Below are 20,231 nucleotides of genomic sequence, written 5' to 3' on the forward strand. Positions count from 1 at the left end.
ATCATGGCTATTCACCTCCCTTTTCTGGGAAGCCTGCGTGCGGCGCAATCTGTGTCGCACGCCAGCACTGGTAACGCGATTCCGTTACGTCAGTTTTCCCGCCGCCCGCAGCAGACCGCAGGCGGCTCGCTGCACCAGGAGGTGGCCAGCCAGGCCGCGCCGACCCTGCGCCAGCAGGCAGCCGAAGCCCGCCAGCGTATGGGAAACCTGCGCCAGAGCCTCAGCCGCCTGCGGGAAAGGCGCCACCCTCAATCCACACCCGCTGCATCGAGCTGCCCCCGCCCGTCGGATGAGATCAATAGCGCTCCGCAGGCGGCGAGCAGGCGCCACAGTGAAGCCGCTGCCGACGAACCGCCGTTGCGCCCGATGCGCGAGCCGGAACCGCGGCCATCGCGCCGCCGCCATCTGCTTTCCCCCATTGAAGAGGAGCGCTACGCCGCGCTGCAAGAGAGCCAGCGCAATACTCAGCAACAGCGGGCATACCGCGCGGGAGAAGAGAGTGCAGCCACACGGCGAGGTGGACTGCAACCGCAGTTTGCCCGGCTTGCGCTTACGGATAACGGCAGCTTAAGCGTCCTCGACAGCGCATCGGAGCCTCTTACCGCGCTGCTCAACGAAACCCTCGCCCGACCACAGCATCGCTGGCTGGCGCACCAGGCCAGCGATGATAATTGCCAGCATCTCCTGCTGGATCCCGGCGGCAGGCTCTTTACGCTGCAAGGATCGCCGCTGGCGTTTGTCGGCCTGACCAGCAGCCGTCCGCTGCCCGGCTGGCAGCATCAAACCCCACAGCAGCGGCTTGCAGCATTACCGGATGAGGCGACCCAGGCGCTGATGACCGGCATCTTTCGCCACCAGCGCAAACTCAGCAGCGGTGATGAAGCAGGCAGCCCGGCTGGGGAGCCTGTTTCGGAGCAGTTGCGCGAGCATAACGGGCGGCTTTACCGGCTTAACGAAGCCGCCATGCGCTGGGAGCAGGTCGATAAAGATGAAGAGAAAAGCTATAGCAAGTTAAGCAAGCAGCCCGACGGCATGCTGTATGCCATTTACGATAAGAAGACCCTGCATAACCTCTCCAGCGGCGAGAAGTCGGCAAAAACTGGCAAAATCACCGCCTATTGTGTCAGCGCGCAGGGTTCTGCACTGCTGCTGCTTAGCGATGAGAAAACCGCTGAACAGTCGGTAATGTTGCTCAACACCCTCACTGCTAAAAAGGAGCAGCAGCAGAAAATCACCCTTCAAACCGGGAGCGCGGAAGGCGACAAGCAGGCTTTTCACGCCACCGGCGTCGCGCTGCATAACCAGCGTCTCTATGCGCTGGACAGCGAAGGGGTGCTCTGGCGCGCGGCATTACCGCAAGGGCAGGAGCACAGCGAGATTGTTATGCAGCCTGATATGAAGCAGGCGGCGCTGCCGGAGCAACTGGGCGCAGGGGTGATGCTAAGCAGCCTGGTCTCCCATCAGGATGGACACCTGATGGCGGTGGTAAAAAGCGGTGCTGACCAGAAACACCTCTGTACGCTCAATGCGCAAGGGCAATTTGCGGCGCGCTGGAATCTTAGCGAGAGCCTGGTGCTGGATCATCACGAAGGTCTGTTTCAGCCGCGCCCCTTAGCCCATGAGCGTGTCGATCTTGGCCGCGCCGGGCAACTGCTGGTGCATGAAGGCAAACTCTATGCCTGGGATAAAAACGCCGGGCGCTGGGAGGCGAGCCAGGAGAAGGCGGATAGCATCAAGCGGGCGCAGGATGGCAGCGGCTGGGTGATCCGTGACGGGCTGCCTGCGCGCGTTAAGATAAGCCAGAAGAGCGACAAAATTGACGGTGCGCACCACCGTTTCGCCCTGCGGCAGTTAAAAGCCAGCCTGAGCGTCGAGCTGCCACTGCCGGGGTTTGATGAGAGTAATAAAGCGCGCGCCATTGCGCCGCTGGATGGCGAGCACTGTGCGGTTATCAGCGAAACCAACACCCTGCAATATCACCGCACCCAGGCCGGAACCCGTCAGGCGCATAAGATGATGCAAACCCTGACGAAAGCGGGGATCGCCAACTGGCTGCCGCACACCCGCGCCACGCTGCCTGCGAACGGCGAGGGCAACACCCTTACCGATATCACCACCGATCAGAAGCGTAACCTCTATGTTCTCGACTCACAGGGCAGGCTATGGACGATGCCGGAAGCGGAGTGGCGCGCATCCCCCGGCAGCCGCCCGGATGCTCGCTGGCAAGCGGTGACGCTGCCCCCCGATCTCGGGCCAGTAGAGCGATTGCATAACAGTTCCAGCGGCGCGCTGATGGTGGCGGATAAAGGCGGCCGTAACGCGATTTTGCAACTGGCTGGTTTACCGCTGGAGGGGGCGGACGCGCAGCAAGAGGGCGTAAGCCCGCCGCCAATCGCTCTGGAGGCGAGCTGGCTGATAGCGGGGGAGTTTGACCCGACAGCGCTGCCCGTCAGCACCCCTCGCCCTGAGCCGCTAAAAGCGATGGAGCGGCTGGATGAAGCCTCGAAAAGTGTCAACCTTCGCGGCATGACACTGAAGTATGAGACCAGTATCGCCGGAATGACCGGGCGAGACGGTAACCATGTCAACAGCCGCCTGCGCGACCGGCTTGGCGCGCACTTAATTAATACCCGGCTAACCACGCCAAGACCCCTGAAAACCGCCTGGTACGCCACGCGCCATAACTGGCAGGGGCGTGACGGGCTGCGTCCGCTCTATGCGCAGCAGGCGCAGCTCTATCAGCGGCTTAAAACCTTACAGGCAGCGCCTGGCGCGACACCGCAGGAGAGTTTAGCGGCTCGGCTCGCCGCGCTCGATACCCGCCACTTTGACCGGCAGTTTATCGCCCATCTGCAAAACCTTATCGACACGGTTGCCGACAGCGCGCAGCACCACGGCATGCTGCTCGGACAGCATATGGGCGCGCTGCGCGGGGACGGGCGTGAAAAAGAGGACTTTAGCCCTTCGCGGATCAAGGCGGCTACGCAGGCGCTCAACCCCTACAGTGATGATGAGAACCTGCTGAAACGGCTGGATGAGGTTTACCGGCGCTATCCGCTGCGCGAGGGCAGCAGCACACCGGTAAGCGACTTGCAGGCGCACGGCGTGGTGGCCCGGCACCAGAAAGCGCAGCCGCCGCTGGCGCGCAGGCGCGATCCCCATGATGAGATGGGGCTGGTGAAATCCCGCCTGATCCTTGATGGATTAATGATGTCTGCCCTGCACGAGGTGGTGGACCAGATGGCTGCCTGTCATGCTAACCCGCAGGCCAGCCCGGCGCAGATCGCGGCGATTAAAGAACGGGTGCGTTTTTTGCGTGACGAGGAGTATGGCGAAAACCTGGTGCAAAAAGCCACCAGTCAGGGTTTTTTAAATAACAGCCAGCTGGAGGCCTGCTATGACGCCATCAAATCCTTTATTAATGCGCTGAGTAAGCCGCACCACGGCCTGAATATGACCACCCGCACGGTGCTGAAAACCCCCGACCAGCAGCAGATGGCGGCGCAACTCCTTAAAACGCTCAAAGCGCTGGAGCCGGGGGAAAACTTCGCCTTTGGCCGTAACTATGGCGGCATGGTGACCCTGTCGGTGATCCCCGGCGGTGAGGTTATCGGCATTCCGGGCGTGCGCGGCAACCTCGATCGCGCTTACAGCGCCAGCTTCTCCCGCGGCGATGGGGGGATTAATGTCACCTTTAGCCGTAACGGCGGCGGCACCGGTACGGTGTTTGGTGCCGTAGGCTGGAACCCGTTGAGTCAGCTTGCCGACAGCAGCAAAAAGGAGCCTGGCGGCAACCGCAGCATCGCCCCCTCTGTGCGGCTCGGTGGTCTGGTGGCCATCGCCATGCAGCGCCAGTTGCAAAACAGCGTCAGCTTTACGCTGAGCGAAGCGGAGCTTCAACCCTTTATCGCGCAGCTTACCGGTGGGGAACTCAACCCCGGCGAGCTGCTGGAGAAGGGCGTCAGCCATAAAGTGAAGCAGGGCACCACGCTTAATTTTAATGTTGATGCCACGGCAATGGCGATGGCTGGCGGCGCTCTGCGTTTTCCCGCCGGTGGCGGTGATGGCAAGAAAAACAGCGCCACGGTGCGCGCAGGCGGCATGGCGCAGATCGGGGCGAATATCCTCAATGCGCAACGTGAGCGCTCCACCACTCACAGCGCGACGGGCAGCACGCTCGGCCGCAGCGATAACCGCCTGCGGATGTTTAACACTGCCAGCGCCGGGATCGGCCTTAACGGCGGCGTGGGCATCACCGCCAGGCCTGCGTCGAACCTGCGCATCCCGCTATTTGGCGTCAACAGCACCACCATTCAGGCCAGCATTGATAACCGCACCAAACACAGCATGAGCATCGATATTGCCCGGGCTGAGCCGGTTCACCCGCGCCAGCTGGAGAAGCTGATAGAGCAGGCAGGCAGCAACTTTGACGATCCGCAAACCAATAAGCTGTTGCAGGAGATAAAGGATGCCGACAAACCGCCGGAGAAAGCGAAAAGCGAGCTTTCGGCCGGGCTAAACGCGCTGCAAAAAGCGAGCCTGAGCGCGCGCAAGGCGCACCCTGGCACCTTACGTCCACTTTCTAAAACCGAACGCAACACGCTTGAGACGTTGAACAAAGAGGACGGTACGGCAAAGACAAAAGAGAAGCGCGACACGTTCAGCACCTTTTTGCAGGATGAACCGCAGGCAACGGCCAATAAGCTCGATAAACTGCTGACCCATCTGCTGGCGCTAACGCCTGCCAACAATGGGCAGTACGGCGTGATTAACAGCGCCCGGGCGCTGGATCTACAACGCCAGGCGCATGGGCTGCACTGCCATCAGCTCAACAGTGCCGAGTATCAGAGCACTTATAACAATCTGCGCAAAGTCGACAGCAATAACCTGATGCATGTGGTGCATAGCCTGTTTGCCAGCGAACTGCCGGAGAGCGCCGCCGAGGCGATTAGCCGTTTTATGGAGGAGAAACCGCTGCTTAAAGAGGCGATCCGCGAGCTGCAAAAAAACCGCAACACCCAGGCGGTAGTGACCCTTGAGCTACACGATGAGCGGCGCTATGCGCTTCAGCAAATGTGGCTGCGTCATGAAACCCAGCCGGAGGAGATCGCAGCGCTGCTGCGCGATCGGCACTGCCTGCGGGTCAAATCGATTGCTTTTAGCGAAACCGACAGCAAACAAGAGGGCATCTCCATCCCGCTGTTTGTCGCCGGAAGCAGTAGCGCCGCCAGCGTCAGCGTCACTCGTAACCTCGGAAAAATTAACTTTAACTATGGTGCAAACCAACTGTCACCTCTCGCCTTTACCCTTGAGGGCGAAATCGCCCACGCCAGCCAGGCGCTGGTGGATGCGCTGACGAATGCCGAAATTCAGGAGAAGCGCGGGCGGCTGTAACCCGCGTTAAATCTTACTTTTACAGGAGGTTATGATGACGCAGCAACGACAGCTACAAGGGCTGCTGGATGATTTTGGCCGCCGCCAGGGCATCTCTCTGACGCTGGTCAATGGCGTTTGCGCATTGCAGGATGAGCAGGGCCAGGAGGCGGTAGTGCTGGAGCTGCCGCCGGGAAGCGATACGCTACTGCTCCATTGCCAGCTCTTTGCCGCCACCCAGCTTGCAGAGCAACTCACCACCTGGCGGCTGTTAATGAAGCTCAACTTCGAGATGCATGCGATGCGCGGCTGCTGGCTGGCGCTGGATGAAGAGGAGCAGGTGCGGCTCTGCTACCAACAACCGCTGGCCGCTTTAACCCCGGCTACCTTTAGCGCGTTAATGCTCGCCTTTATGCAACAAGCCCGGGAAGCGCGGGCGTTACTGCCGGAGATTGTGGCTGCCTGATAAGCGCAGATCCGCGCACTACTCTTCGCGGATCTCAATGACCTCATCCAGGTAGTGATCTTCCAGCTCCCGTAACAGGCGATAGACGTGGGCCACGGCATTTAACGTTTCGCGCGGGATATAGGCACCTTCGCGGGTGGTGCGCCACAGCGTGCGGGTCAGCCAGATAAAGCGGATCACCGGTCTCTTTTTACGCTGCGCCTCTTCAATCAATGCCCGCGCCTCTTCATCACACGCCTTAAACAGCAGACGCGGCAGCGGCGTTTCATCCGGGCGGTAGTAGAGGCCGACGGCGAAATGGGTCGGGTTAACCAGCAGCACATCCGCTTCTTCGACGTTGATCTCGCGCGCGGGAACCGGCTCTTCATTCAGGATCTCCTGCGCCACCTGGCGGCGGTGGCCTTTCATATGCGGATCGCCTTCGCTCTGCTTGAACTCGTTTTTCAGATCTTCATGGCTCATACGCTGCTGTTTCAGGAAGAAGTAGCGCTGAATACCAAAATCGAAGAGGCTTATCACCAGCATGACCATCAGCACCCGGCGCGACACCTTCATAAACAGCGCCATTACCCCTTGCCAGAAACCATTGAGATCGCCAAGCGCCAGTTGGGCAAGGCCGCCGAGATCCGGCAGGATCGCTTGCCATACCACCAGGCCTATCACCACCGCTTTAACGATGCTGGTCAGAAGCTGGGTAAACTGACGGGCGGAAAACATATTCTTCAGGTGATTAACCGGGTTAAGCGCATCCAGTTTCGGTGCCAGCGCTTCGCTGGAGAAGAGCGGGCCGAACTGCACCCAGCCGCCCACCACGCGCAGCAGCATAGCAATGGCGCAGGCGAGACCGACCAGCACCAGCATAACGGTGACGCTGTCACTTATTACCTCTTCCAGCGCATGATCAAATGGGTCGCGCAGGCGGGATAACGGCAGCAGCATCATCGCCTGCAACCGCTGCATACTCGAGTCGACCATGGCAAAAATGGTCTCAAGGATGCCGATAGAGATAAGCAGCTTAGGGATATCCTGGCTCTGGCTGACCTGGCCTTTTTTGCGCGACTCTTTCAGTTTTTGCGGTGTGGCGTCTTCGGTTTTTTCGCTCATGGCGCGCTCCCGGCGGAAGGGGTGAAGATCTGCGGCAGGATATGGATAAGATCGCGCAGCTCATACAGCCGCGCATTTCCCAGATGGTCCAGCAGCGGCAGATAGAGGATAAAAAAGAGCATGCCGAGCAGGCATTTCAGCGGAATCGTCAGCGCCGTTGCCTGGAGTTGCGGGCTATAGAGGCTCATAATCCCGATGGCAAAATCGAGCAGCAGCATCAGCGCCACCGGCGGCCCGGCGTAGAGCACCATATCGCTGAAGACTTTCCCCACCAGCGTCAGCCAGACGTGAAAACCTGCCTCTTTGGGAAACGGCATCCACTGGGTAGCGGACCACAGATGGTAGCTATCCCAGATCACCTGGGTGATGGTTGATAATCCCAGCCCGGTCACCAGCAGTAATATCAGCACCTGCTGCATTAACTTGCCGAGCGGCGTCACATCCGGCCCCAGTTGGGGGTTGATCTGCCCACCCATCAACGCGCCGCGCTGGTTATCGAATAATGCACCGACAGACTCATAGAGCCAGAAAGGCAGCGCCAGCAGCAACCCGAGCATGGTGCCTATCAACAACTCTTTCAGCACCAGACCTGTGAGCGTCATCATCGTCGGCTCAAGCAGATCAATCTGCTCTTTAATACCCGGCGCGATAAACAGCGCCAGCGCTACGGCAATCGCGGTGCGCAGTATCCCTTTGATGATGCTAAAGGAGAAGATTGGCGTCAGTAGCAGGCAGGGAAAGATGCGCGCCATACCAAGGGATAGCGCGAGGATCCCATTGAAGGTGTCGGTAAGCGGGTAACCTATCAGCATCAGGAGCCGACCGTTGACATCATGGCAAATGCCGCCTGCGCCAGCTCCATCAGCTCAACACCGACCCAGCGCCCGGTGAGCGCCAGCGTCAGGCCGACCGCCATCAGCTTGATGCAAAACGGCAGGGTCTGATCCTGCAACTGCATCGCGGCCTGCACCAGCGAAATGATCACCCCGGAGATCACTGCCACCAGCAGCGGCGGCGCGGAGAGAATAACCACCAGCAGTAACCCCTGGCGAAACAGCGTCAGAATATCCATGCGGGCCTCATAAATAGCTGTAGAACAGACCGTCGAGCAGCCGCGTCCAGCCGCTGATGAGCACAAACAGCAGGATTTTCAGCGGCAGCGACACGGTCATCGGCGAGACCATCTGCATCCCGAGCGCCAGCAGGATATTGGAGACGATCAGGTCCACGACAATAAAAGGAATGAAGATCAGAAAGCCGATTTTGAAACCGTTTTGCAGCTCCGACAGCACGAATGCCGGGATAATAAGCAGCATATTCTCCGGGGTGACCGAATCAGCCATGCGCTTTGGCCACATACGCTGGGCATTTTCCTGCAAATGGATAACGATGTCCGGGTCGGTGTTTTTGCGCATAAACGTTTTCAGCGGTTCGATCCCGTTAGCGGCGGTATATTCGAGCCGCTCCATACTGCTGAAATCGACCGGGACCGCTTTCAGCCGGTCGGTCATATCGCTAAACACCGGCGCCATAATAAAGAGCGTTGCCGCCAGCGCGATGCCGTTGAGCGCCATGGTTGGCGGTACCTGCTGCACGCCCATCGCGTTGCGCGTCAATTGCAGCACCATGGTGATCTTCAAAAAGCTGGTACAGATAATGAGCATCATCGGCAGCAGCGCCAGCGCGCCGAGAAACAGCGCCAGCATAATTGGGTTTAGCGGCCCCATCTCCATCGGAATCACCTGTTCACATCCACGACGCTCGCCACGCCCGGCAGCATATGAGTAATTTGCAGTCCCAGACGCCCTTCGACATCGACCAGTTCGCCTTTCGCCAGCGGAAACTCGCCGTGACACAGCAGCGCTTCACCGGGCACCACGTTATCGACCGTCACCGTCGAGCCGACATCCAGGCGGTTTAACTCACCCAGCGTCAGTCTGAGATGGCCGCAGCGCACGGTTAACGCCAGCGGCAGCGCATCAAAAGGCGAGGCCGCAGGCGTCGTGGTTTCAGTCAGGTTTTCATCCGGGTGTGGGGTGTCGGCAGGCAGATTATCTTCGGGGGTCACATTCACGTAAGTATTCTCCAGACGGGTAATAAGAAAACGGGCAGGATGCCCCTCCTCGAACAGCAATTCGCCCTCAAGGTGTAATTGCGCAAGGCGAAGCTCGCCGCGACCGGTCGGGGAAAAATACGAGGTAGCAGGGAAAACCACATCATCGGGGCGAAGTGTGCGTAACTGCGCGGGGGCAAACGACACCACGCCCAGATCTATCGGCAGCGATAACGGCAGGTCGCTGCAAAGCGGCGCAGGCAGCGAAACCCAGCCAGGCTGGTTTAACAACGCCGCAAGCGTAGCGGGCGCAAGGTATAGCTGACTCTGCGCCTGCGACTCGCCGAGCGTGACGCTCATCGCAAGCCAGATACCGTCAACCGGCGCGCAGGTGGCCTCCTGCGGCGTCAGGTCGCCAAACAGCGCGCGCAGCGCCGGGCTGAGATGCTGGTTAAAGAGCGGCCAGTACCACTCCGCGCACGCGCCAGGCTCTGGCAGCAGCGGGCAGGCGGAAAAGAGGCTCAGCAGCGCTTCACTGCCCGCCAGAGATAACAGCCCCGCCTGGCAGGAGAAGCCCTGCGTTGGTGGCCGCTCGCCGGGTTCGGTAAGCCGGAGCTGAAGCTCACCCGCTTCCTCCTCAAGGGTGAAGGGATAGCCAACACCGTGGCCGATACGGCGGCGCAGGCTGGCTTCCTCGCGCGGCAGAGTGCGCAGGGTCAAGGATTTCATTCCCGGCCTCCGCGCTGCTCAAAGCGCAGGCGCACGGCGCAGGCCATCCGGCGGCGCAGCGACTCCCGGCAACGCTCCTGATGGGCAGCCATCATATTCATCGCCGCTGGTGCAAAACGCAGGCTGATATCCCAGCCCGCAGCAAAAGGGCTCACGCGGGCATCCACTTCGCCTAACAGGGGCAGCAGCAGCGTCATGGAGACCGGGTCGGCAGGCTGCTTCTCCACCATGGCGCACAGCGGGGGCTCCAGCTGTTGCCAGGCCCTGGCCGGTGAAGCAGGAGGCTCATGCTCATGGCCTAACTGTGGCCCAAAAGAGGCGCTGCCTTCCCACGGTGTGATAAGCGGTTGCGGCACGTCGCTGGTGGGGAGCAACAGCGCGTCAAACAGCGAGCTCTCTTCGCGAAACGGCTCGGCGCGGGATTTACGCTCGGGGTTAGCGGCGTCTGACGATGCGGTTTGCGGCGAACGGCGCTGCACCTCCGGGCGGGCAGGCGGCGCGGGGTTATTTTGCTGGGTGTGGGGTAAAGCTGTCATCGTAATGCCTCGCTATGCTCCATCAGGTATTCCAGTTTTTCCACATCACGCAGACGCGCCTGGGTTTGCTGCTGCGCGTGCTGCACCTGCTGCTGCTGCGTGACCTGCTGTGTGCGGCACTGTTGCAGCTGATGACGCTGCCCGCTCACCGCGTCGCTGGCCTGGCGCTCCTCCGTCAATCCTTCGACCAGACGCTCCTGTTTTTGCAGCCCCGACTGGTGGTGTTCGGCAAAGCTCTCGCGCAGCTGTTGATAGTGCTGTTGTGCGGCTGCGAGCTGTTGTTCTGCTTCGGCTGACTGACGCTGCGTTTCGCGCAAAGCCTGCTCCGCTTGCCGTTGCAGGCGTTCGCAGCGGCGTAAGCGCTGGCGGCGAATCGGCAGCAGCAGAGAGAAGGCCTGCTGCAATTCAGCGCTGCCATCGTCAGTAATGATGTCGTTATCAGGCAGCGGATGACGGCGCATGCTGGCTTACCTCCGATAAGTGGTGCAGGGTGTCGTCATACTCTGTGGGGGCGTGCATTGCCTGTTGCAGATAGCCATTAATCGCCTCCTGAGCCGCTACCGCCGCATCGGTCATCGCATCGTGGCCCGGCTGGTACTCCCCAAGGCGAATTAACATCTCAACCTGCTGCCAGGCGGACATCATGCGCCGCAGCTGCGTGGCGTCGCGGATATGCTCGCGCGTGGCGACGTTGCTCATGGTTCGGCTCAGGCTTGCCAGCACATCGATAGCCGGGTAATGCCCGCGCTCCGCCAGGCGGCGGGTCAGCACAATGTGGCCATCAATCAGGGAGCGCACTTCATCGGCGACCGGATCGTTCATGGAGTCGGCTTCAATCAGCACCGAGTAGAGGGCGGTAATAGCGCCGCGGGAGGTCTGCCCGGCGCGCTCCAGCAGGGTCGGTAACAGGGTATAAACCGAGGGCGGTAGCCCGCCGCGCCCCGGCGGCTCGCCAAGGGCAAGGCCGATTTCACGCTGGGCGCGGGCAAAGCGCGTCAGGGAGTCGAGGATCAACAGCACGCTTTTACCTTTATCGCGCCAGGCTTCGGCAATGGCGGTGGCGGTAAACGCGGCTCTGGCGCGCTCCATGCTGCTGCGATCGGAGGTGGCGCAGATAAGCACCGTACGGCTGCGCAGCGCCTCGTCCAGCTCGTGGTCGAGAAACTCCCGCAATTCGCGCCCGCGCTCGCCAATCAAACCAAAGACGATGACATCGCAGGGGGTGTTACGGGCGATCTCCGCCAGCAGGGTGGTTTTCCCGCAGCCCGCACCGGCAAAGATCCCGACCCGCTGGCCGACGCCGAGGGTCAGCGGGCCGTCGATCGCGCGAATACCGGTCGGCAGCGGCGTATCGATGCGCGGACGATCGGTGGGGGCCGGGGCATCGCCCAGCACGCCGACCGCATTCTCCACCGTACCGGGCAGGGCGAACGCGCCAGGCTGGTCAGCATCGAGCGGGCGGCCAAAGCCGTCCAGCACGCTGCCGAGCAGGGCGTCAGACACCACAATCGAGTGCGGCAGGCGCAGCGGAACCACGCGCGCGCCCCGGGCGATGCCGTCGAGCTGGCCGAGGGCGGAGAGCAGCGTGTGCTGCGGATTGAAGCCAACAACTTCCGCCAGCACGCTCTGCCCGTCATCCCGGGCGATCTGGCAGAGATCGCCAATCCGTGCCTGAGGCAGGCTGCTTTCAAGCAATATGCCGTTAATCCCGGTGATGCGGCCAAAGCTTTCGACTGGCGAAAAGCTTGCCAGCCGCCGCTGCTGCTGTTGATACCACTCCTCAAGCGCCACCGTCATTACCAGCTCACCTTAATGTTCTCGCGACCGTTGAACTCAATCTGATCGCTGGTGATCGATACCAGCCGCAGGTTGTCCACTTCATCGCCGACAAACAGGCGTTGCCCGTCGTCGGTGACGATATTGGCGCGGCTACCGGTGGTGATTTGCACAATCCGGAAGGGCAGGCTGACCTTCAGCAGCTTGACCTGGTTATCCAGCGGGGTAGCGCTGGTGTAGGTGGCGTTAAAGCGCTCCAGCATTCGGTTAAAGACCTGCATCTGCGATTTACTGAGACGGCCCGTCAGGCGCAGCCGCTGGTTATGCATATCCAGCTTCACCACCTTTGCCAGATCGCGCTCGCGCAACATTTTCTGTAACGGTGCCTGCAACTCTGCGGGCGTGCTCTGTGGTGTCGAGGAGGCAACCTGGGTCTGGGCAACGGTGGGCTGCAAAACCCAGCTGGTTACCGTCAGGGTGAGCAGCAACATCAGGCTCCATGAAAGCGTGCGGATGCTGCGGGTGAAGAACCCTTTACTGGCGGCGACGGGGGGAGCGGCCTGTGGCTCTGCTTCAGCCGAACCCTCTGGCGCAGACGGTGTGGCAGGCGGCAGGCAGGCGGCCCACGGCGTGTCGATCCGCGCCACGCACAGCCAGACGTCGGCGACCTGGAAAGGCGATTCAATATTGACAGTAAAAGCCTCCGCACCCTCCGGCTGTGCCAGCCACTGCGTCTCTTCCCGGCGTAGTTCGCACGCCCGGGCAGTAACGCGCGCATCGCTAAGCATCAGATCGGCCTCATCGGCCTGGCCAATCAGCCATTGATCGCCGAAGAGGGGTAACGCGGCGCCCAAATGCAGGCCAGACAGCACGCGCAGTTCGAACATGATCAACTCTCCCACGTGGTAAGCGAGTAAGCGGCCGGATCCAGCTCTATACGCCCCAGCACATTTACTGCGAGATTAGGTTGTAGCTCTGCAAACGAGAGCACCGGCACATAGTGAAACTCTTCCTGGATAAGCCCGCGCATCGGGCTGCGCAGATCCTGGGCGACCAGCAGTACGGCGCTTTCCGGGGTGTCGGCCGGGAAGGCGTTAGCGATGACCGAGAGAATGGCGGTGATCTGCTCATGGGTGAGCGCAAAGAAAAGGTCGTTTTGCGTCTGACGCAGCGAGTCGCGCAGTTGCTCTTCCAGCTCCGGTGTCAGCAGCCAGACATGCAGGCCATCCGGACGGGCATACTGGTAACAGAGGTGATTTTTTAGCGAGATGCGCACCTGGTCGGTCAGCAGCCAGACGTCGCGCTCATGCTGCCCATGCTCGATCAGCGCTTCGGCAATGGCGCGAACCGATCGCAGCGGAATACGTTCGGAAACCAGTTTTTGCAGCACGCTGGAGAAACGAGAGATCGGCATCACGCGCTGTAACTCCTGCGACAGTTCTGGCTGCTCTGCTTCCAGCCAGCTCACCAGCGCGCGGGTCTCCTGAAGGCCGATAAAGTGCGGGCTGCTGGCGTGAATGGCATTCTCCATGCGCTTGACCAGCATTTCGCGCGCCGTCCAGCGCTCGACCTCTTCGTTTTGCAGCAGCGGATGATCCGCCGCCAGCCAGATAAGATCGCCCTCCTGACGCCGCTCATCGCCCTCGACCACGCTCTCCCGGTCGGCTGGCGCGATCTCGTCCAGCCAGCGGCGTTTTACCGCCCGGTGCGTCACAGTAAATGTGCCGATCACTTTCGGGATCTCATACACCGAGAAGCGAAACTCATCTTCCGTTTGCTGGTCGAGAAACTCGATATCGAAAGCGGGCAGGGTAAAGCCGAAGTGGTAAACGATACGGTTACGCAGGCGGCGAATATCCTGCACCAGCTCCAGCATCTCCGGATGGCCGCGCCATGAGGAGGGGAAGTTGATCAGATAAGGGCGCGTTGGGTTGAACTGACGCAAATCTTCTTTACCGTTTAGCTCAGGCGGAATGACCTCATTCTCCATTTGTGGCTGCGCCAGGCTCAGGGTCTTTCTGATGCGCCAGATCTGAAAACCGCCGCTAATCATCGTTAATGCTGCCAGCAGCAGAAAAATCGCCGTTGGCATACCGGGCAGCAGGGCAAAGCCCACCATCCCCATTGAGGAGAGCAACCAGGCTTTCGGCTGGCTGGTTAACTGCTCGGCAATCTCGCGGCCGATATTATTATCCGCCGTCTGTTCATTGTCGGACGAGACGCGGGTAATCAGCATCCCGGCGGTAAGCGAGATCAGCAGCGCCGGGATCTGTGCAATCAGCCCGTCACCGATGGTCAAAATGGAGTAGATATGCATCGCTTCACCGGCAGGCATGCCCAGTTGCAGCACGCCAATACTGATGCCGCCAATCAGGTTGATCACCACAATCACCAGCCCGGCGATGGCGTCGCCCTTCACAAATTTCATTGCGCCATCCATCGCCCCGAATAGCTGGCTCTCTTTTGCCAGCTCATTACGGCGGTTTTTGGCCTGCACCACATCAATCAATCCGGCGCGCAGATCGCTGTCGATGGACATCTGCTTACCGGGCATCGCATCAAGGGTAAAACGCGCCGCCACTTCGGCCACCCTTTCGGAACCCTTGGTAATCACCAGGAAGTTCACCACGGTGAGGATCAGGAACATCACCATCCCGACCGCAAGGTTGCCGCCCACCACGAAGTTACCGAAGGCCGCCACCACATGGCCCGCGTCCTGCTGAATTAGGATCTGCCGGGTGGTGGAGATGGAGAGCGCCAGGCGAAACATAGTGGTCAGCAGCAGCACGGCAGGAAAGGTGGAGAACGCCAGCGGCTTGGGCAGATACATCGCCAGCACCACCAGCAGGGAGGAGAGGCAGATATTCACCGCAATCAGCGCATCAATTAATGGCAGCGGTAACGGAATGATCAGCATAAACACCAGCGCCATGGCAAAAGCGGCACCGACCACTTCGGAGCGTTGCATGGCGCTGATGGCGATTCGATTTAATATCTGAAACAGGGTATTCATCTTGATTGCCTCACGACGCGGCGTTCCGGTTGCGGCGCTGCTGTTGCTGCTCCGCTTTGGTGACGTCCGTAATGATGCCGCGCAGTAATTTCAACGCGTTACCACGTTTTTCCAGGTCCGGCCACAGCGAGCGAGGCACGCCGCGCAGCAGCGGAAAAAGCGAGCTGTAAAAGAGCGGCTGATGGTGTTTGCTCTGGCCGATGATCTCCTGCGCAAGGCCGGTGAAATCACTCTGGTAAGCGCCGTTGTGGCTGATCTGTAACATCCGGCGCGCCAGCGTCAGGCTGTTCATATCAACATTGGACAGTTTGCTGCGCATACGCTGCAAAAAGGCAGTGCTGTCGCTCAGCGTCTGGCTTATCCCGGCGGCATCGCGCAGCCCGTGGTGAATACGCCCGAGGGTAAGGACGCTAATCGAGGGGGCAAGCGCGGCCATATCATCCGCCAGCGCGCGCTGCAGGGTACGCAGCGTCGGTATCAGATTGCGTGAGCCGATCGCCTCCAGCAGCATATCCAGCATCATGATGGCGGATTGCTGGTGGACGATGCCGTCGTAATAGAGGTTGCGCAGCGACTGTTTACGCTGCGGGTCGCTGGTATACCCGGCGATGGCGGGGGCCGTGTTGTTGCCTGCGCGGATGCTCTGGCCGTGGGTCTGCTCTAGCTTATCCAGTTGCGCCCCGGCGAGCGTGGCCAGTTCCCCGTCGCCTTCATCGTGTGCCTGTTTGCCGAGCATCCGCAGCAGCAGGGCGGTGCGCGCCGGATCGCCGCCGGTCTTTTCCAGCAGCGTGTCGCTCTCCGGCGGCGGGTTCTGGCGCAGGGCGTTACGCAGCCACTCCATCTGCTCAAGGGCTTGTTGTTCATCGCCGCCATCGAGCAGGGAAAAGAGCTCATTCAGCTCGCCAATTTTGCTGAGCGCATGCTTGCCACGCAGCTGGTTACGCAACCCATTACGGCGCTCTTGCGCCTTTTGCTTACGCTCCATCTTTTCACTGAACGCGGCGCCAATCTCTTCCATCGCGTCATTTAATGACTCTGCCCGCACGCGGACATTATCCGGCACGTTGGTTTTGCCTGCCGCTTGTGGCGTGTTTCTATGCAGGGCTTTTAGCGAGTGCGCTAGCGCCGGAATCGCATGTTGTATCTTGAACATCGCCAGCCATCCTCAGTGGTCATTACCCTCTTTCTGTGTCAAAGCACGCTTCCCGGTTCCGTAAAAAGCAGCAAAAAAAAATGTGAATAATTTCATTAAGTAACCAATGCAATTTTTTGCATAACGCAGCGGCCACGCGAGGTAAAAACTGGCTCGGAAAAGTCTGCATCCAGAATTAATTGCTTTTATAAACAGTTGGTTATTCAGAAACAGGCCGCTGGCATATCTCTTGCTAAGTAGCAGCGCACTCATTTGCTACCTAACAGAGAGACAAGAAAATGATTAATTCAACGCTCGTGTCCACTGTCGTAGAGTCACCGGTTGCGATGAACGTTAACTGGGATGAGATCTTCGTTACGCATAATAAGAAGCTCTTAAACTTCATTCGTAAACGTATCGCCAGCCAGGAGGATGCTGATGACATCTTGCAAATGACCTGTCTGGAAGTGTTGTGTAACCGGCATAAGTTTCGCGGTGCGTCCCGCCCGGAAACCTGGGTGTTTGGCATTGCCGTTAACTTGATCCGCAACTACTACAAATCGAAACAGAGCCACTATCTGTTCGACAGGCTGGATGATGAGATTACCGCCGATCTGCTGCTGGATGATGATCCCAGCGATTTGACGGAAAACAGGCAGCTCCTTAGCCATACGCTGGCATCCATTGAAATTTTATCGAAAGACGTCAAGTTGATGCTCTCTATCCTTGTGGAGGAGGAGGGCAGTTATCAGGATATTGCGCAGCAGTTAGCTATCCCGGTCGGCACCGTGCGCTCGCGCCTTTCACGGGCGCGGGAGACGCTAAAAGGGAGAATTTACGCCTGAATCCGGGTTTGCTGAAAAGGACAAATTAACTGCTAAGATTATTAGCTCATTAATATTTAGCGGGTTATGACTATCATGCCGTCGGAATGCTATTCCCTGCGGCATGATATATCCGTGGAGGGAATGATGCTTTTACAGGGTGTATCAGGCCAGGCTGATAATCATGAGGTTAATATCAGCGGCTTATCAAACATTGCCTTAGACAAAATCCATGATGCGATTTATTTGATAGACAGCCAGCTGCATATCAAATATGTCAACGAAAAAGCCTGCCAGTTGACGGGATATTCCCGCGAGGCATTTTCACAACTCAGCTTTGATATTATTGATAAAGAACTGCGCGACAATGATGTTTTTGCCCTGTGGTGGAAACTCAGTACACGTCCTGAAGGGATAACATTTACTTCGCAACATACCGGACGCCATAACGATTTTCCCGTCGAGGCGAGCTGTAGCGGATATAACCATGATGGTGAGCTGCATATATTATGTATTGTTCGCGATATGCATGAAATTCGCCGGCAAAAAGAGCAGCAGCTACTGCGGGAAAAACAGATGCACCGGGTGGTGGAAAATTCTCCCGATCTCATTTTACGTTTTGATTTGCAGACCCGCTGCCTCTACGCCAACCTGGCCGTCCGCAACTGGTTTAATCTGAGCGAAAACGATATCAGCCGCGTGCCGCTGACCGAAAGCGTGCCGCGCGGAGGCGTCGGCCTGAGCCTGTTTAAGCTGGTTTCGCGCACCATGGTGGATGAAAACATTGCCGAAGATGAGCTTGTGGTAAAGCGTAACGGGGAGAAACGCATCCTGCATGTGCGCTGCGTCCCGGAATATGATCTGCGCGGCGAGATAATGAGCGTGCTGGCGGTGGGGCGCGATATTACCGCTATCCGCAAGACTGAAGAGGAGTTGCGGCAACTGACGCATAATCTGGAGCGGGCGCGGGAAGCGGAAAAAAAACAGCTGGCGCGTGATATTCATGACGAGCTGGGCCAGCATTTAACCGCCTTGCGTACGGGGTTGTCGCTGCTGGCGATGCGTAAAGATCAGTCTGCCGATGCGCAGCAGGCGGAAATTCAGCAACTGATGGGGCGTCTGGACAGCACCATTCAGGTGGTGCGGGATGTCTCAACCCGGCTGCGGCCCAATGTGCTCAATCTCGGGTTGATTCCGGCGCTGGAGTGGCTGCGGGATCAGTTTATAAAAAACAACGGTATTCGCTGCATTTTGCTGGCACCCGACGAGCATACCGTGGTGCTGGATGATGCAACGCTGACGGCGGCATTTCGCGTGGTACAGGAGTCCCTCACCAATGTCGCCCGCCATGCCAGAGCCAGCAATGTCTATATCTTCGTCAAACTCACGCCGGATGCGCTGCTTATCGAAGTTGTCGATAACGGCAGGGGCTTTCATCTGCATCGTGTGAAGAGAGGAACCTGTGGGCTGCACGGGATCGAGGAGCGTGGCCGCATGCTAAATGGCGAGGCGACCATCAATAGCACACCCGGTAAAGGAACACGGGTTAAACTGAAGTTCCCCCTCTCTGTAGGTGTTAAATCAGCACCATCCTGTTCGAAAACCAGGAGGATCGATCGATGAGTGAATGCATACGTCTGATGATTGCCGACGATCATGCCATCATGCGTGAGGGCCTGAAGCAAATTTTTGCACTCGATGACACTATCGAGGTGGTGTGTGAAGCGCCGGATAGCGGCCAGGTGCTGGAGCGTTTGCGCCAGCACGACGTCGATCTGCTGCTGCTGGATATTTCGATGCCGGGCATGAGCGGGGAAGATCTGATCACCCGCCTGATACCGCTCTATCCCCAGTTGCGTATTCTGGTATTGAGTATGTTTAACGAACCGCAAATTGCCCGGCGGGTGTTAAATAATGGCGCGCTGGGCTATATCACTAAAGATAAGTCGCCAGAGATTTTACTCAAAGCGATCCGCACCGTGGCGCAGGGATCACGCTATATCGATCACGATCTGGCGCAGGAAATTATCTTTTCCGACTACCAGAACAATAATCGTGCGCCGCATGAGAGCCTGACGATGCGCGAACGGCAAATAATGATCATGCTGGCTCACGGCGAGTCGATTAATGCGATAGCCGATGCGCTTTCGATCAGTAATAAAACCGTCAGCACCTATAAATCACGCATGATGAAGCGAATGAAATTCACCAATAACGCCCATATCGTCAAATATTCCCTGCGGCATAACCTGGTGCAATAAGGGATTTCACCACCACCGCCTGACGGATGGATGATTAAATCGATGCATACGCGAACTCATTTTTAGCGGCGCTGTAGTGAGATTGAAGATAGGGTATGAAAACAAAAATCCACGCAGTTGCGTGGATTTTATCGTTTTTGTGATGCGTGTGAGATTCAGCAAAACCTCATAAGACAATATAATCGTCAAGCGTTATCACCTTTTTAAATTTCCCCTTTTGTCCTGAGATAATTTCTCAAGCGTTAATAATTCCTGGCTTTTGACTTTGCGGCAAAGAGAAACCTATAGTAGTGCACCGCCTTCTATGAATAGACGGCCATTTAATCGCTGGAAGAAAAAGTATTGGAAAGCTGAGTACTGGGCTTTTAGGAGGCTAAATGATTGATATTTATAAAGAACTTGATGATTTAATTAGTGCAAGTGGTGAGGGAGCGCAAGGAAGTGGTCCCGCCACTGAGGATGTAATTGAGCTTTATGAGAAAGAGCTTAAGGTTAAATTCCCTCCCACATATAAGCTTTTTTTAGAGAAATATGGAACGCTTTCATTTAATGGAGAGTCATTTTATGGCATCTCAAAGTTAGGCTTGGCCGCACAATCTGCACCTGATGTCAGGTATACAACCCTTAAGGTCAGGGAACTTGGCGATATTGATAACAATATGATTTTCATAAAATCCTCTGGTTATGGCCCGCTATTTTCTATTGACGTATCTGTTCAAATTGGTGGCGAGGCAGCAGTAGTGGAAACAGACTTATCATTCAAGAGAGATGGCAGTAAAAAAATCGTGGCAAAGACTTTTGCAGATTTTTTGGTTTGTGAAACTAAAAAATCTTTGGAAGATTTATAATATCTTTGAAGAGCTTACATGCGCGCCGTGTTAACCAGGCTTCAAGGTATAGTATCCAGAGCAGGATTCAGTATGACGCTCTCGGTGGCATGAGTGTCCCAGGAATTCCAGGTATA

At 58.0% G+C, this 20,231-nt stretch carries 17 protein-coding genes; 6 read left to right on the forward strand and 11 right to left on the reverse strand.

Annotation, left to right across the window (positions count from 1 at the left end; all coding sequences use genetic code 11):
• Positions 1 to 3: 3 nt before the first annotated feature.
• Entirely contained in the window at positions 4 to 5,394 is a 5,391-nt protein-coding gene (locus N7V53_RS10755) for an AvrE-family type 3 secretion system effector (protein WP_279793378.1), read from the forward strand.
• A 31-nt stretch (positions 5,395 to 5,425) separates the two neighbouring features.
• A complete protein-coding gene (locus N7V53_RS10760; protein WP_164896939.1) occupies positions 5,426 to 5,839 on the forward strand; it encodes a type III secretion system chaperone in 414 nt (137 codons plus the stop codon).
• 18 nt (positions 5,840 to 5,857) lie between these two features.
• Here the strand turns inward: N7V53_RS10760 and sctU are convergent, their stop codons facing one another.
• The 11 genes from sctU to sctW are packed head-to-tail and all read right to left on the reverse strand — an operon-like array spanning position 5,858 to position 16,203.
• Positions 5,858 to 6,943 (reverse strand): type III secretion system export apparatus subunit SctU, encoded by a 1,086-nt coding sequence (sctU, locus tag N7V53_RS10765; protein WP_124968167.1) that lies wholly within the window; start codon positions 6,941 to 6,943, stop codon positions 5,858 to 5,860.
• On the reverse strand, positions 6,940 to 7,755 hold the full coding sequence (sctT, locus tag N7V53_RS10770; protein ID WP_279793379.1) for a type III secretion system export apparatus subunit SctT: 816 nt from the start codon (positions 7,753 to 7,755) through the stop codon (positions 6,940 to 6,942). The genes sctU and sctT overlap by 4 nt, the downstream gene beginning before the upstream one ends.
• Positions 7,755 to 8,015: a type III secretion system export apparatus subunit SctS gene (sctS, locus tag N7V53_RS10775; protein WP_023478855.1), complete on the reverse strand. Its 261-nt coding sequence runs from the start codon at positions 8,013 to 8,015 to the stop codon at positions 7,755 to 7,757. Before sctS ends, sctT begins: the two co-directional genes overlap by 1 nt.
• A gap of 7 nt (positions 8,016 to 8,022) precedes the next feature.
• Positions 8,023 to 8,676 carry a type III secretion system export apparatus subunit SctR gene (sctR, locus tag N7V53_RS10780; RefSeq protein WP_279793380.1) on the reverse strand — a complete coding sequence of 218 codons (654 nt, stop codon included), beginning with the start codon at positions 8,674 to 8,676 and terminating at the stop codon, positions 8,023 to 8,025.
• A 5-nt stretch (positions 8,677 to 8,681) separates the two neighbouring features.
• Positions 8,682 to 9,725 (reverse strand): FliM/FliN family flagellar motor switch protein, encoded by a 1,044-nt coding sequence (locus tag N7V53_RS10785; protein ID WP_279793381.1) that lies wholly within the window; start codon positions 9,723 to 9,725, stop codon positions 8,682 to 8,684.
• Entirely contained in the window at positions 9,722 to 10,261 is a 540-nt protein-coding gene (locus N7V53_RS10790; protein WP_128482835.1) for a type III secretion system HrpP C-terminal domain-containing protein, read from the reverse strand. Before N7V53_RS10790 ends, N7V53_RS10785 begins: the two co-directional genes overlap by 4 nt.
• On the reverse strand, positions 10,258 to 10,722 hold the full coding sequence (locus tag N7V53_RS10795; protein ID WP_279793382.1) for a type III secretion protein: 465 nt from the start codon (positions 10,720 to 10,722) through the stop codon (positions 10,258 to 10,260). The genes N7V53_RS10790 and N7V53_RS10795 overlap by 4 nt, the downstream gene beginning before the upstream one ends.
• Positions 10,700 to 12,058: a type III secretion system ATPase SctN gene (gene sctN, locus N7V53_RS10800; RefSeq protein WP_279793383.1), complete on the reverse strand. Its 1,359-nt coding sequence runs from the start codon at positions 12,056 to 12,058 to the stop codon at positions 10,700 to 10,702. The genes N7V53_RS10795 and sctN overlap by 23 nt, the downstream gene beginning before the upstream one ends.
• Positions 12,058 to 12,924: an FHA domain-containing protein gene (locus tag N7V53_RS10805; protein WP_279793384.1), complete on the reverse strand. Its 867-nt coding sequence runs from the start codon at positions 12,922 to 12,924 to the stop codon at positions 12,058 to 12,060. Before N7V53_RS10805 ends, sctN begins: the two co-directional genes overlap by 1 nt.
• Positions 12,925 to 12,926: 2 nt before the next feature.
• Entirely contained in the window at positions 12,927 to 15,050 is a 2,124-nt protein-coding gene (gene sctV / locus N7V53_RS10810; protein WP_023478924.1) for a type III secretion system export apparatus subunit SctV, read from the reverse strand.
• 10 nt (positions 15,051 to 15,060) lie between these two features.
• Complete coding sequence (gene sctW / locus N7V53_RS10815; protein WP_279793385.1) at positions 15,061 to 16,203, reverse strand: type III secretion system gatekeeper subunit SctW; 1,143 nt, start codon at positions 16,201 to 16,203, stop codon at positions 15,061 to 15,063.
• 278 nt (positions 16,204 to 16,481) lie between these two features.
• On the opposite strand from sctW, the gene N7V53_RS10820 reads away from it, so the two are divergent.
• The 4 genes from N7V53_RS10820 (at position 16,482) to N7V53_RS10835 (ending at position 20,115) form a co-directional block, all read left to right on the forward strand.
• Complete coding sequence (locus N7V53_RS10820; protein ID WP_279793386.1) at positions 16,482 to 17,027, forward strand: sigma-70 family RNA polymerase sigma factor; 546 nt, start codon at positions 16,482 to 16,484, stop codon at positions 17,025 to 17,027.
• Between the two features lie 123 nt (positions 17,028 to 17,150).
• A complete protein-coding gene (locus N7V53_RS10825; protein WP_279793387.1) occupies positions 17,151 to 18,629 on the forward strand; it encodes a PAS domain S-box protein in 1,479 nt (492 codons plus the stop codon).
• Positions 18,626 to 19,267, forward strand: a complete 642-nt coding sequence (locus N7V53_RS10830; RefSeq protein WP_279793388.1) for a response regulator transcription factor — start codon at positions 18,626 to 18,628, stop codon at positions 19,265 to 19,267. Before N7V53_RS10825 ends, N7V53_RS10830 begins: the two co-directional genes overlap by 4 nt.
• Before the next feature lie 377 nt (positions 19,268 to 19,644).
• On the forward strand, positions 19,645 to 20,115 hold the full coding sequence (locus N7V53_RS10835) for an SMI1/KNR4 family protein (RefSeq protein ID WP_023478747.1): 471 nt from the start codon (positions 19,645 to 19,647) through the stop codon (positions 20,113 to 20,115).
• Positions 20,116 to 20,231 lie beyond the last annotated feature (116 nt).

Origin of the sequence: Kosakonia sp. HypNH10 (assembly GCF_029850615.1) — a bacterium.
In the GTDB taxonomy this organism is placed as follows: domain Bacteria; phylum Pseudomonadota; class Gammaproteobacteria; order Enterobacterales; family Enterobacteriaceae; genus Kosakonia; species Kosakonia cowanii.